This window comes from Coleofasciculus sp. H7-1, assembly GCF_057473865.1.
Window position 1 is genome coordinate 192,661 of sequence record NZ_JBYCCT010000066.1, and the last position, 14,044, is coordinate 206,704.

At 46.6% G+C, this 14,044-nt stretch carries 12 protein-coding genes and 1 pseudogene; 9 read left to right on the forward strand and 4 right to left on the reverse strand.

What is annotated here, in order from left to right:
• The first annotated feature begins 194 nt into the window (after window positions 1-194).
• Entirely contained in the window at window positions 195-1,850 is a 1,656-nt protein-coding gene (locus AC2VDX_RS17445; RefSeq protein ID WP_378183773.1) for a DICT sensory domain-containing protein, read from the forward strand.
• A 189-nt stretch (window positions 1,851-2,039) separates the two neighbouring features.
• Here AC2VDX_RS17445 and AC2VDX_RS17450 read toward each other — a convergent pair.
• Window positions 2,040-2,231, reverse strand: a pseudogene (locus tag AC2VDX_RS17450) (hypothetical protein); the annotation flags it as partial.
• 134 nt (window positions 2,232-2,365) lie between these two features.
• On the opposite strand from AC2VDX_RS17450, the gene AC2VDX_RS17455 reads away from it, so the two are divergent.
• Both AC2VDX_RS17455 and AC2VDX_RS17460 read left to right on the forward strand, forming a co-directional pair.
• A complete protein-coding gene (locus AC2VDX_RS17455; protein WP_378183776.1) occupies window positions 2,366-2,605 on the forward strand; it encodes a hypothetical protein in 240 nt (79 codons plus the stop codon).
• A gap of 842 nt (window positions 2,606-3,447) precedes the next feature.
• On the forward strand, window positions 3,448-4,641 hold the full coding sequence (locus AC2VDX_RS17460; RefSeq protein WP_378183779.1) for an HhoA/HhoB/HtrA family serine endopeptidase: 1,194 nt from the start codon (window positions 3,448-3,450) through the stop codon (window positions 4,639-4,641).
• A gap of 222 nt (window positions 4,642-4,863) precedes the next feature.
• Here the strand turns inward: AC2VDX_RS17460 and dnaK are convergent, their stop codons facing one another.
• Together dnaK and AC2VDX_RS17470 are read right to left on the reverse strand one after the other, a co-directional pair.
• On the reverse strand, window positions 4,864-6,786 hold the full coding sequence (gene dnaK, locus AC2VDX_RS17465) for a molecular chaperone DnaK (RefSeq protein ID WP_378183782.1): 1,923 nt from the start codon (window positions 6,784-6,786) through the stop codon (window positions 4,864-4,866).
• A 253-nt stretch (window positions 6,787-7,039) separates the two neighbouring features.
• Window positions 7,040-7,177 carry a hypothetical protein gene (locus tag AC2VDX_RS17470; RefSeq protein ID WP_486928213.1) on the reverse strand — a complete coding sequence of 46 codons (138 nt, stop codon included), beginning with the start codon at window positions 7,175-7,177 and terminating at the stop codon, window positions 7,040-7,042.
• A gap of 253 nt (window positions 7,178-7,430) precedes the next feature.
• Between AC2VDX_RS17470 and dusB the strand changes: the two genes are divergently transcribed.
• The 6 genes from dusB (at window position 7,431) to AC2VDX_RS17500 (ending at window position 13,022) form a co-directional block, all read left to right on the forward strand.
• Window positions 7,431-8,489: a tRNA dihydrouridine synthase DusB gene (gene dusB / locus AC2VDX_RS17475; protein ID WP_378183785.1), complete on the forward strand. Its 1,059-nt coding sequence runs from the start codon at window positions 7,431-7,433 to the stop codon at window positions 8,487-8,489.
• A 117-nt stretch (window positions 8,490-8,606) separates the two neighbouring features.
• On the forward strand, window positions 8,607-10,367 hold the full coding sequence (locus tag AC2VDX_RS17480) for a protein kinase domain-containing protein (RefSeq protein WP_378183788.1): 1,761 nt from the start codon (window positions 8,607-8,609) through the stop codon (window positions 10,365-10,367).
• 93 nt (window positions 10,368-10,460) lie between these two features.
• Complete coding sequence (locus tag AC2VDX_RS17485) at window positions 10,461-11,348, forward strand: protein kinase domain-containing protein (RefSeq protein ID WP_378183791.1); 888 nt, start codon at window positions 10,461-10,463, stop codon at window positions 11,346-11,348.
• Between the two features lie 212 nt (window positions 11,349-11,560).
• On the forward strand, window positions 11,561-12,538 hold the full coding sequence (locus AC2VDX_RS17490) for a hypothetical protein (protein ID WP_378183793.1): 978 nt from the start codon (window positions 11,561-11,563) through the stop codon (window positions 12,536-12,538).
• Between the two features lie 35 nt (window positions 12,539-12,573).
• The gene (locus AC2VDX_RS17495) at window positions 12,574-12,801 is read left to right on the forward strand and encodes a type II toxin-antitoxin system HicA family toxin (RefSeq protein WP_378183796.1); all 228 of its coding nucleotides are present in this window, start codon (window positions 12,574-12,576) and stop codon (window positions 12,799-12,801) included.
• Window positions 12,798-13,022 (forward strand): type II toxin-antitoxin system HicB family antitoxin, encoded by a 225-nt coding sequence (locus tag AC2VDX_RS17500; RefSeq protein ID WP_378183799.1) that lies wholly within the window; start codon window positions 12,798-12,800, stop codon window positions 13,020-13,022. Before AC2VDX_RS17495 ends, AC2VDX_RS17500 begins: the two co-directional genes overlap by 4 nt.
• A 10-nt stretch (window positions 13,023-13,032) precedes the next feature.
• On the opposite strand, the gene AC2VDX_RS17505 is transcribed toward AC2VDX_RS17500, so the two are convergent.
• Window positions 13,033-13,956, reverse strand: coding sequence for a DMT family transporter (locus AC2VDX_RS17505; protein WP_378183806.1), 924 nt, complete (start codon window positions 13,954-13,956; stop codon window positions 13,033-13,035).
• Window positions 13,957-14,044 lie beyond the last annotated feature (88 nt).

Sequence of the window (14,044 nt, forward strand, 5' to 3'; positions counted from 1 at the left end):
AAAACCAGCCAAGTTGATTTTCACCCATCTGTTTAGAAATCAGTGCATTTCAGGACTTACGTAACATCACCACATCTGAGGGCAACCACAGAGGGATTGCCCCTACAAAACGCTATATGTATAAGCTTTGCGTAAGTCCTGATTTAACAAGTCACCCTTTCATCCAAAAGCAACATCTAAAATCTTAAAATCTTATGGATGCATCCCTTTACCAACTGGCTCTGCGTGTAGAACCAGCGCCTCAGCCGCTTGCAGTCAGTGCAACCACTCTCAAGTCCTTGTTATGGGCGCTGATGGACGTACTAATTGACCAACAACTGCCAGCTAAACTCTGGGTAAAGCTGCCGCCTGGTGAAGGCTGGCAGGCGCAGATAAAACAATATCAGGAGCGGGGGCGGGCTGGGCATACGATTTATGTCTGTAATGGCAAAGAGGGACGGGAGCCGGAGAAAATAGAAGCAGGGGAAAGTGAGAGCGGGGAAGAGTTAGAAAATTCCCCTCATCCGCCCACCGGATCGCCAAAGCTCTCCACTTCGCAGATTATTCCAGTTCAGCTGAAGCCGGAAAGCGCAATTTCCAGGGAATATTTTTTGTTAGTGCTATCCGAACGTTTTTGCGGCTTAATTTTGGCTCATCGACCCCGCAGCGCCAAGCCAGTCGCCCAGGCAACTTCAAAGGATTTGGATCAAATCAAAAATTTAGACTCAACTCAAGAGTTCCTCCATTCTCAGTATGGGCATAGTAGTGCCATGCCCCTAGGGAACCGTTCTGGGGCGCGAGCGGGCGTTAGCGACAGCGTTTTGGCTTCGCAAAAGCGAATGCCTACAGCAGGCACGGAGGAAAAGAGAGGACGACCGCTGCTAACGGTTTGCGCTTTCGACAAGCCAGTGATTCAGGAGGTTTTGCAGGGAATCCGACCCGCGATCGCTCTCAGCGAAGAGACTATCCTCACCAACTGGGACAAGCTATTTACCTTACCCCAATCACCCGATTTGGTACAGAATCGGGCGATCGCATCGATCCTGACCCAGTTACTGGTAAAACAAGTCCAGCAGCAAGAGGAAATCGGGCGGGGTGCTGCCGCCAATCAGGCATCAACAACAGAAATCGCTGAACTCCAGCGGCAAAATCAAGCTTTGCTGGATGAAGTGCGCTTTAAGGATGAACTGCTAAGCAATGCGCTTTTAGAACTGCGGACGCCCCTGACCAATATGAAAACAGCGCTGACGCTGCTAGAGTCGGCACATCTCAAACCCACGCAGCGTCATCGCTACCTGCATTTGCTGCATACACAGTGCGATCGCCAAGTTTCTTTGATTAGCGGTTTAATGGAGCTAGTACAGCTAGATCGTGCAACTACACCAACGACTTTGCATCCGGTGCAGTTAGCAGACATCGTGCCTGGAGTTGTCAGCACCTATCAAGCGATCGCTCAAGAAAAAGGCATCCAACTAGGCTACACGGTCAGTCCTAACCTTCCCACCGTCTCCTGCTTAGAGGCATGGCTGCGACAAATTATCATCAATCTGCTACACAACAGCATTAAATTCACTCCCACTGGCGGTCAGGTGGTGGTACGCACCAAACAACAAGGCGAATACGTGCAGTTGGAATTCCGCGATACTGGCATCGGCATTGCCCCTAACGAACTGCCCAAGATTTTTGACCGTTTTTATCGGGGACGCCTTGCACCAGGCGAAGAAGTTTTCGGTGCCGGATTAGGTTTAACCATTGTGCAGCAACTCCTCCTGCGTTGCGCTGGCTCTATTTCTGTCACCAGTAAACTTGGTCAGGGTTCTACTTTCAAAGTGTTGTTTCCCGTTCACCATTCGACATCTGTTCAGTCCTGAGTTGGGTATCTCTGAATACAATTTCACTTGATGTCTGCAATAAATCCATCTATAGCGGAATGGCACTCAAATAAGCCAAAATTCCGTAGGCTGGGTTGAGGAACGAAACCCAGCAACCCCTATAGGAAGTTGGGTTTCACTATCGTTCAACCCAACCTACAGCTTAACGGGGCTTGAACTTTGTTCAAGTCCCGCTAAGCGATCGCTACTATTTTGATAAGCGTTAATTCCCACCAGCAGCGCCAGTTTGCGGGGTGTGCTTTGAGCAAGGACTTTGCCATAGCGAACGCCCTTTCCCATTACATCCATCTGACTTAAACCCAAAGTTGCCAGCGTCGAACCGGCAAATTGCAAAAACTGACGGCGCTTGATGTGAGACATAATCAATGTTTCCTCAAGTCGTGCAGGATGAAAGGCTGAGATAGGTGAAACCCTTCGTTCCACGAGCTGTGTTGACGACGGCACAGATTAGTGACATGGTTAACTGTGTTCATTTATATAGGAAGTAGTTAACGATGCGCTGCGCTATTTTAAGTCGTGCTGGTCAAGTTTTGGCAAACGGAAATTTTGTCATTCAAAAAGATGAAAATGGTGAACTGAGATTGGATTTCCGCACAGATGGGGGAAAAATCCTCCAAGGAGGAATCATTGAGCCGGATGGCGACTTGACCTCAGCCAGTAAAGTTCTCTATCGCCAGTTCTTTGAAGCTTGGGGAGTCAGCGAGATCGCACTGACCGCTATGCCTAAGTTCTAGCATTAACTTTGGGTGAATACTTATTTTATCTGTCAGGTTGTTAATGACTAATAAGTAATCGGTGGAAGGATGACAACCAATTATCCATTACCAACAAATCATCAAGGAAGTAATTAACTAGATTTGATGTAACTTATCTATCCTTGTCGTTAATAAGGATTTTGCAATTAGCTGGAAGTAAATTCCTGTCAATTGATTGTCAAGCCCTCAATGTCAAGCCCTCAGTTGAATATTGCCTTATTCAGCTTCGTCAATCAAATGCCAACGCTTCTTGTAGAGATGCAATTCATCGCGTCTCTACACGTTGTCCTTGCTGACGGGTTAAATCTAACACTTGAATCGAGGGAGCCTTGAGAATAGGATGTTTTTCAATCAGGACTTACGCAAAGCTTATACATATAGCGTTTTTGTCGGTTCAATCCCTCTGTGGTTGCACCAGATGTGGTGATATTGCGTAAGTCCTGAGTAGATATGCGGCAGTGTTTACACCGTCTTAGCCCAGCGAATCGAGCGTGTCCAGTGTTGGCTCTATCCTGCGGTAGTGGCTGGGAGCATCCCGTTTTTACAAATATACGTCCACAGGCTAGAAGAACGAAGCCTGACGAGAGCAGGCTAATATAAAGCCGTTGCGTTGGTAGGCTTTGTTTGTTTAGCCGCGAATGCGAGTCGTCGGACATTTTTACGCTAGCGATCGCGTATGCGCTCTTAGGCGCTGTTTGTTCCTCTTGGGCACCCTAATATCTTGAAACCCAGTTAAAGCTCCACCAAATGCTGCTCATCCACAACGTTTTTTGATTAGAGTGGAATGATTACCTGTATTGCTGTCCTTCAGCCCAAAGACCATGAGTTTACTTGTCAAACAGCTGACCACTTATCTAGCTTTGCTGGCTATCGGCGGTGGTGCAGGAATATATGCCAGTCGCTATCTCGCAGCAGACAATACCAGTCTCGATGGCAGAAGTCCATCAGCGATTCCAGCAGCGCTACAGCAAATCTCCCCACCCCAGAATCGCGCTCCCCAAGAGAACCTAAATTTCATTGCCGAAGCCGCCGAAAAAGTTGGCCCTGCCGTAGTGCGAATTGATGCGTCTCGTACCGTATCGCAGGACATTCCAGACACTTTCAGAAGCCCGTTTTTCCGACGATTTTTTGGGAATGAAATGCCGGTTCCGGAAGAACGGGTGGAACGGGGTACCGGCTCTGGCTTCATTCTCAGTGCCGATGGTCGCCTGATGACGAATGCCCATGTTGTGGCGGGGTCAGATAAGGTCAAGGTGACGCTCAAAGATGGTCGAACGATGGAGGGTCGAGTCGTGGGAGCCGATCCGGTTACGGATGTGGCAGTTGTCAAAATTGATGCGACAAAGTTGCCGACGGTACGCTTGGGAGACTCGAATAACTTGATACCGGGACAGTGGGCGATCGCTATTGGCAATCCTCTCGGTCTAGATAACACGGTGACGGTGGGTATCGTCAGCGCTACGGGTCGCTCCAGTTCGCAAGTGGGTGTCCCAGATAAGCGAGTTAGATTCATCCAAACCGATGCCGCTATCAACCCCGGTAACTCCGGTGGTCCCTTGTTAAATGCTAGGGGTGAAGTCATTGGAATTAATACAGCCATTCGAGCCAATGCTCAGGGACTCGGTTTTGCCATCCCGATTGAAACCGCCGAACGAGTCGCCAATCAGCTATTTAGCAAAGGTCGCGTCGAGCATCCCTACATGGGAATTCAAATGGTAACGCTCACGCCAGAACTAAAAGAAGACATTAACAAAGACAATGAGGCAGGCTTCAAAGTCACGCAGGACAAAGGCGTTGTCATCGTTCGAGTGGTCAAAAACTCACCCGCAGAACGCGCTGGCTTGCGTGCAGGAGATGTTATCCAAAAAGTTGGCGGTCAAGCGGTCGCTAGTGCCGATCAAGTACAAGAACGGGTAGAAGCGAGTACCGTCGGCTCTAGATTAGAAGTAGAAGTCAACCGTAGCGGTCAGACTGAAACTGTCCAAGTGCAACCCGGTGCCTTCCCCGTGGAGTAGCCAAATAATTTCTGTTTTAAACGCTCTCGGTACGCACATTAGGAGTAGGCTGGGTTGAAGAATGAAACCCAGCATTTTAGCTTGACGCGCTACTACGGAGCGGGGAATTTTGGAGCAGGAAGACAGTAACGCTCGGTACCTTTACGTTAAAAAAAGGGCTGATGAGCGCCCAAAAGCACTTCATCAACCCTTATTTGCAATTAGCGATTAGCAATTAGCTAATTACTTGGTTTCCGTTTCGGTAAAATCAGCATCAATCACATCATCCCCAGTCCCAGTGGACTGACTGGAACCACCACCAGGGGTGCCGGTGCCATCGCCAGGAGCTGCACCTGCGCCTGCTTGTTGATAGATGTTAGTGCCGATGGTGTAGAGAGCCTGCTGTAGCTCTGTGGTGAGCGTCTTGATGCGATCGTCGTCTTCTTTAGCGATCGCATCGCGCAGGTCTTTGACCAATCCATCTACCTTGGTCTTGTCAGCAGCGGGAACCTTGTCGCCCAAGTCAACCATTTGCTTCTCAGCTTGGTAAACGAGGGAATCAGCTTGGTTCTTGCGGTCAATCTTCTCACGACGCTCCCGGTCAGTCGCCGCATTTTGTTCGGCTTCCTTGACCATCCGCTCCACTTCGTTTTGTGGCAGGGTGGAAGCACCCGTGATGCTGATCGATTGCTCTTTGCCAGTACCGCGATCCTTAGCAGTGACGTTCAGGATACCGTTAGCATCAATATCAAAGGTAACTTCAACTTGTGGCATTCCACGAGGAGCTAGAGGAATACCATCGAGACGGAAGATACCCAACTCTTTGTTGTTAGCCGCCATCTCCCGTTCGCCTTGCAAAATCTTGATTTCCACGTTGGTCTGATTATCTACAGCAGTAGAGAAGACCTCAGACTTCTTGGTGGGAATCGTGGTGTTGCGGGGGATAATCTTGGTCATTACGCCGCCGAGGGTTTCTACACCCAAAGATAGGGGGGTAACGTCAAGCAGCAAGATGTTGGTTACTTCACCCGATAGCACGCCAGCTTGAATTGCCGCACCTACGGCTACCACTTCATCTGGGTTAACGCTTTGGTTGGGATCTTTGCCCAGAATCCGCTTCACCAATTCTTGCACTGCGGGAATCCGGGTGGAACCACCAACCAACACAACTTCATTGATGGCAGCTTTATCTAACTTGGCATCCCGCAGAGCGTTCTGTACGGGAACGCCGCAGCGATCGATCAAGTCGGAGCAGAGTTCTTCAAACTGAGCGCGAGTCAGCGTCATATCCAGGTGCTTGGGGCCATCCTGGGTGGCGGTGATGAAGGGCAGGTTGATTTCTGCTTGGGTGACGCTCGAAAGTTCAATTTTGGCTTTTTCAGCGGCTTCGGTGAGGCGCTGGAGGGCTTGACGGTCTTTGCGGAGGTCAATGCCTTCGGCTTTTCTGAATTCTTCGGCTAAGTAGTCAACGATTTTCTTGTCGAAGTCGTCACCACCTAGGTGAGTGTCACCAGAGGTCGCTAACACTTCAAACACGCCCTCGCCTACTTCTAGGATGGACACGTCAAAGGTACCGCCACCCAGGTCAAATACCAGAATGGTTTCGTTGCTCTTCTTACTATCAAAACCGTAAGCCAAAGAAGCAGCGGTTGGCTCGTTGATAATCCGCATTACTTCAATCCCGGCAATCTTACCAGCATCTTTGGTGGCTTGGCGCTGGGAGTCGTTGAAGTAGGCGGGAACGGTGATTACAGCTTGGGTAACGGTTTCTCCAAGGTACTTGCTGGCATCATCCACTAGCTTGCGAAGCACTTGGGCAGAAATTTCTTCTGGAGCAAACTGCTTGCTCTGGGCGGGGCAGTCTAGCTTAACATTGCCGTTGCTGTCGCGCAGCACTTTGTAAGAAACTTCGGTGGCTTCGTGGGTGATTTCTTCAAACTTACGTCCGATAAAGCGCTTTACCGAATAGAAGGTGTTTTCAGGGTTCATCACCGATTGACGCTTGGCGATTTGACCCACTAAGCGATCGCCATTTTTGGCAAATGCCACGACAGAGGGGGTTGTCCGAAAACCTTCTGCGTTAGCGATGACAGTGGGTTTACCACCTTCCATAACGGCGACGCAGGAGTTTGTCGTACCTAAGTCAATTCCAACTACTTTTGCCATAGGGGTATTTCGGCTTCCTAGTAACTACAAAAACTTTTGAGGGCGGATACGGAACTACCAATTGAACCAACCGGGTTAAATCAGCAGCTCTTTCCAGATTTAATAACCATTGGTGCGTACCGATCTATATAGTGTGCGGGATTAGCCACTCTCGTGTTGTGGGGTTTTCCGAACCTGAGGAAGGTCGGTTAACCTTCAAGAGGCATCCCCTTTGGCTCATCCACTTAACATCTGCTGATTGCTTTCACTGTGTCTACTGTAAGGAAATCCCAGGCTTTAGGTATGGGGGCAAGCCGTAATTAAATAGGTGTATTTGCCGTCTAGAGGAGTTCAAGGCGATCGCTATTGGCTCTTTGGACTCTCTATCAACACCGTCTGAATCATTGATCATCCTGTTGGTTCGTTCTCAAACTTTGTAATCTATGTATTACAAAGAATGGGTTTTCAGATCCATCGTCCGGAATTAATCAAAAAGAAGCGTTGTGCTACTTATGCGTCGTGCTTCGGGATGCCTATTTGGTTTAGCGCTTGGTGCTGTAACTGAGTTTTGCAATATTGACGAGATTCTGCGCCGCATTCCATCCCCATTGTTCAACAGCGATCGCTCGTAAAATGGAAAAGCCCGGTTGACCGCGATATCACCTATGGTTACTCTTTCTCCTACCCTGCAATCCCGACTCTCGACACCACTGAAAATTGGCTCTTTTGAAGTCAAAAGCCGGGTTTTACAATCGCCCCTTTCTGGCGTTACCGATATGGTGTTTCGTCGCTTGGTGCGTCGCTATGCGCCCGACTCAATGATGTACACCGAGATGGTGAACGCGACGGGACTACATTACGTCAAGGAACTCCCCAAGATTATGGAGGTAGATCCGAACGAAACACCGATTAGCATTCAGTTGTTTGACTGTCGCCCAGATTTCTTGGCCCAAGCGGCTGTAATGGCGGTGAAAGAGGGCGCTGATACGGTTGATATCAACATGGGTTGCCCCGTCAACAAAATTACTAAAAACGGCGGCGGTTCTTCGTTGTTACGGCAACCAGAAGTCGCTGAGGCAATTGTTCGGGCGGTCGTGAAGGCGGTAAATGTGCCGGTGACGGTGAAAACGCGCATCGGTTGGACAGATAAGGAAATTAATATTCTGGACTTTGCCAAGCGCATGGAAGATGCGGGGGCGCAAATGATTACAGTACATGGTCGCACCCGTTCCCAAGGTTACACTGGCCCTGCCAAGTGGGAGTGGATTGGTAAAGTCAAGGAAATTCTGTCGATTCCAGTGATTGCCAATGGCGATATGTTCTCCGTGGAGGCGGCGGTGAAGTGTTTGGAACAAACCGGCGCGGATGGGGTGATGTGTTCGCGGGGAACTTTGGGTTATCCCTTTTTGGTGGGAGAAATTGATTATTTCCTGAAAACTGGGCAAGAAAAGACGCCACCAACGCCGATACAACGGCTGGAATGTGCAAAAGAACATTTGCAAGCTTTGTGGGAATATAAAGGCGATCGCGGCATTCGGCAGGCCCGGAAACACATGACTTGGTATGCCAAGAGTTTTGCCGGTGCTGCGGAGTTGCGCGGACATTTAGCAACGATCGAAAACCTTGAGCAGGGGTTGGAGACGATCGATCGGGCGATTGAACGACTGGCTAATTCTACTTGGCATGAGGTTGAAGATGAGGAGTTAGCGTTGGTGGAGGTTTAACCACAAAGACGCAATACCGTAAGCGTTGCCCTCTCTTCTTTATAGGGCGCGAAGGAAAAAAAGGGAAAAAGAGCGATCGCCTAGAATAGACGCCATCTACCTGCATTGTTTGCTGTCATGAGCAACTCCTCATACGCTTCAAGTCCCCGTCCCCGCTATCAGACCATTCAAGAACTTGGGCGCAATCGCGCCGGGGGTCGCATCACTTATCTGGCAAAGGATAACGTCACCGAGCAGTCAGTTATCCTGAAGCGATTTCTATTTGCCCAAGTTGGGTCTGAATGGTCGGGTTTTAAAGCTTATGAGCGCGAGATTCAAGTGTTACGAGGACTCGATCATCCTGGAATTCCCCGTTATCTCGATTCCTTTGAAACCCAAGCTGGTTTCTGCATGGTACAAGAGTATAAAGATGCCCTGCCTTTATCCTCTCCGCGCAGTTTTGACCCGGATGACATCCAGAAAATTGCTGCTTCTGTCCTAGAAATTCTTGTTTATTTACAAAATCGCCTTCCATCTGTAACTCACCGGGATATTAAACCTGAAAATATCCTCGTGGACGAGCAACTGAATGTTTATCTGGTGGATTTTGGCTTAGCTCGAATTGGCGGTGGGGAAATGGCAATGAGCAGCGTCGCCGCCGGGACATTTGGGTTCATGGCACCCGAACAGATATACAACCGCCAGTTAAGCGAAGCGACAGATTTATATGGTTTAGGCGCAACACTTATTTGCTTGCTAACTGGGACAAAATCAACGGCAATTGACACCTTATTTGATGAAGATGGTCGGCTTAATTTCAAGCCGCTGCTTCCCAAGCTGAGTCTGCGCTTTGTTGACTGGCTCTCAAAAATGGTCGAACCCAAAGCAAAAGATCGTTTTCCCAATGCTACTGCTGCTTTGGAAGCTCTCAAGCCGATTTATGTCAACCGCTTACCGGAAGTTAAATTTAGCCAACTTGCTTTGGAATTTAAAACAACACAACTAGGCGAAAAATTAACTCAAATCGTTAGTGTTAATAACTCCGTGCCAGACACCTTGCTAGAAGGGACTTGGGAAGTAGCAACTCATGCAAGCGATCCGCGCTATTCCAATTCTCATGCTTGGATTTCTTTTCAACCATCTGTATTTAAGAGTAATCATGCTGATTGCCAAATCACCGTGAATACTAATAAGTTGATGGCAGATAAAACCTACAGCCGTCAGATTTTATTACGCACCAATTCTTCACCCGAAACTTACCCTCTAACGATTACAGTCCGCACAGCTCTACTTGAAACCCCAAAACCGCCTTATATTTCAATGGTTTTGCTATTAGGAATTGCTCTGGCAATGACTGGGTTTTGGACAGGTGCGATCGCTTGGATGGTAGCAGTTCTATTTAGGTTTGCCTCTTGGACATCTGTAGCGGTTTTTGAAGCTGGAGTAGTAGCGGTGTTTGCGGCTTGGTTTCTCGCCGGAACTCTACTTGCTGCGGTTGGCATCAGAACTATACTAGGCATCAAGATTGCCGCTTGGTTGACAACTGTGACAATGTTAGTTGTTTTGTTGTCATCTGGGTTCTTAGCGGCGGCTATCACTTCCTTAGGAACCTTGGCAGGTCTAGTGATTGGATTTGTCAATGGAGCCGTGATTAAAAATTATAAAGAAAGAGGATTCCGTGAAAAAATTGCCGTTGCCAGCTCACTTTTGATAACAGGTTTAGGCATGAGCTTAGGCACGGGATTCAGCGTCGGATTTCTCAATTTCTTTCTAATTTTATCCCTACTGGGAACCAGTTTTTCCTTAGCTGCCATGATGTTTTATCCACATCAGCAGCGAGAAAAACTGATCGCTGAGTATCGCCATGCAGCACAAACTAGGCGTCTGATTAAGCCATAGCCTGGGTAATGCAATAAAGAAGCAATCGCACTTCTAGACGATTGTATAGCGTTCGCCTAGAATGGATCGCCATCTACCTACATCCTTGCCGCCATGAGCAACTTTATAAGCTATTGCTTGAATCTCGATCCCTCTAATTGCCAAAGACCTGAAAATCCTTATGGAACCAGGTACTGCCAAAGCTGCGAGTCAAAGTTGCTGCTGAAAGACCGTTACTGTGCTACCAAGCTACTTGGTCAGGGAGCATTTGGTAGAACATTTCTAGCAATGGATGAACATAATAAAGCTAGATGCGTAATCAAGCAACTTTTGACGCAGCATCAAGGGAACCAGAAAGTTAAGGAGCTATTTGAGCGAGAAGCACAGCAACTGGCTAAACTAGGCGATCATCCGCAAATTCCCTATCAGTTTGACTACATTGAGCAAGGTCTTGAAAAACTTAATCAGCCAGCTAATGTATCAAGTGAGAAATATCTCTATATAGTACAGGAATTTATTGAAGGGCAGGACTTGAAGGATGAGCTGGCACAACAGGGAGCTTTTAATGAAAGACAAATTCGGGAATTTTTGAAGGATATGCTACCAGTCCTCAAGTTTATCCATGATAAAAATGTTATTCACCGAGACATCAAACCGCCCAATATCATGCGTCGAAAGAGCGACGGCAAAGTGGTACTGATAGACTTTGGAGGTGTTAAGGAGTTCACCCAGACTAATGTAGGTAAAACAGGTACAAGACTGTATACACCAGGCTACGCATCAAATGAGCAAATGAGAGGTAAAGTTTATCCGGCAAGCGATCTCTACAGCTTGGGGGCAACCTGTATTCATTTACTGATGGGAATTGCCCCTAATGACATTTATGATGCGCTAGAAGATCGGTTACTGTGGCGAGAGTCACTTGAGCAAAGACGCATAACCATCAGCCCTCACCTAGAGCAAGTCTTATACAAACTCCTTAAAAACTTGGCTCTTCCGTAGTTGGTATGCTAATTTTATAGTCAAGAAGCGCCACAAGCTATACTAGCCATGAATTTAAGCCAATTTAGCGTTTATTAAATAGAAAATACAGTCCAAAATCGTTATACCTTGCTAGGTAAGCCTTTCAAGTTTTGGAATCAACTTTTTAGCATACCAAGTAATGAAGAGCCAAAAACTTAGCGCGTGAGCGATATCAATCAGCCGATGAGGTATTGAGAGAATTCTTACCAGAAGCCCAATTAAGCCAAGCCAACTTAGAATTCACAGCGACAAGCCTAAACCAAAGACTGATTCAAAATATTACGGTTAGTAACTTGATTCCTGAAACGTTATTAGAGGGCAAATGGGAAGTAGCACCGCATCCTAATGACCCCGCTCATACCCCAGATTCTCATGCTTGGATTTCATTGGAACCAGCAAAATTTGCAAGTAATTCAACTAAATGCAGCATCACAGTGGATACGAGTAAATTGAGAAGCGATGAGTATGGTGAACGCACGATTTTATTGCATACCAATTCATCACCTAATCCTCACTCTTTAACTCTTAAAGTTCAAACTGCCTCCCTACAAATTGAAAATAAAAAACTACCTTATATTTCCCTAGCTCTGTTATGTGGGTTTTCTTTTGGTTCGACCTGGCTAATTTTTAAAGGCTGGGACTTAGTTTCAGTAGGTTTAGCGGCGGCAAGTACAGGTAAAGCCGGGGCTGGGTCTCCTGAGTTATGGGCCGCATTTGGAGCTGGTCTTTTCTTTGGCCCTTATATTCTAGGTTTGGAGCTATTATTATTGGTTCTTATACTTCTAGCTTCGGGTATTATGAACTATAGTATAGATTATATTATGGCTATTGTTGGATATTTTTTATCAACTTTGGCTGGAGCATCGATCACTTGGGGTCGTAAATATTGGATTAGTTTCTTTGAATCAGCAGGGGATATATTTAGCTCTATAGTTGAAAATTTTACCATAGAAGGATTCAGTACCGTCTTTACAGGTGTGATATTGTTACTAACAATAGGGTTAGGCATCAGTTCGGGAATGAGATTTATAGTTGGCTTTTTGGAGCCACCTATAATGCTTGCAATCGGGGGAACAGGTTTAACATTATCAACAATGATTCTTTATCCACCTCTAAATCGAGCCAGACTTAGTACTCCAATATCGAAGAAAAGAACAACACTTAATTAAGCCATAATTATTTAATTTAGGCGACTATCGCATTAATGCCCAAAAAGATTAGAGAGATAAAAAGTATGTTGCTAAAAGCAGGGTTTACCTACCGCCCTGGCAAAGGTAGTCATACTAAATGGTTTCATCCTCTGCTACTTGAGCCAATTGTTATATCAGGTAATGATGGGAATGATGCTAAAGCTTATCAGGAAAAGGATGTTAACAATGCACTTCAGCAACTAGAGGAAATTAGAAGAGAGCAAGAGGAAGAACAAGAATGAATAGTCACTACACCATAGTAATTCAGTGGTCAGATGAAGACCAGTGTTTTGTTGTCAGTCTACCTGAATGGGGAGATTTATGTCATACACATGGCGATACCTATGAAGAGGCATTCAAAAATGCTCAAGAGGTATTAGAACTTTTAATCGAATCATCTTTGGAAGAGGGAACGCCTCTTCCAAAACCTAATACTTTTGGGCAGTCGTTTCAGGTGGCATGAAATTAGAATTTCAACGAGCTTTTCCTAAGGCGATCGCTATCGAGCCAGATATTACCAAAATCGCCCCTACTACTCCTAAAACAGTGAGGTGTTCCGGTGCAATTAGGGTTGGGAGAAACATTGATACTGTTGACACAGATATTAAGGTGACAATGGGAGTTGTCGCTAATACTGCACTTACCCGCGATGCTTCCCAATGTTCCAAAGATTCGGCAAAAGCACCGTAAGCGATGATGGTATTCAAAGCACAGAAAAGCAGCATTCCTAAATGTAAAGGATTTAGCGTGAGGATGGGTTGAGGTGCGGCAAAAGGGCTAAACAAAATAGCACAGCCGCCATAAATTAGTAGCATGATATTTGAAGACGGTAATTTTTGCAAAAGCTGCTTTTGCGCTAAGGCATAAATAGCCCATGTTACTGCTGCAAAAAAGATTAATCCGCAGCCGATTAAATACTTACCTTGTGCTGTAATTAAATTGGTTAATTGTTCGTGAAAGAACAGTGCAAATCCTAGAGTGAGTACGCTTAAACCCGCCCATTGACGCAGGGTATAACGTTCTTTAAAAACAACCAATCCTCCTAAACCCATCAACACGGGAGCGAGTTGAATGAGAACTTGGGTATTAGCGGGTGAAGTTAGCTGTAAACCTTGCAGAAAAAGAATGTAATTAATCGCCAAAAATATAATAGCGATCGCTAACAATCCCAGCGGTGTTGAGCGCAATTTTTCCACAGGTGGTAGTTGCTGTCGTGCGGCTAAATAAACGGCTAGCAGTCCAAACGATACCAAAAAGCGAAACCAAGTAACGGTGTAAACATCGAGTACCTGTAGCGTCACCGTCAGGGCAATGGGCAGAATTCCCCACAAAAATACAGTCACAAGCGATAAGGCTAGCCCTAATCGCCATCTACCGGAACTAGAGTGAAGTGGCATTGGTATATTAGTAATGAAAAGGAAAAAGGAGCGATACGTTTGGTGCCGCACGCTCCTACAATCTTTCCTTGGTGTGTTTGCTGTTAAC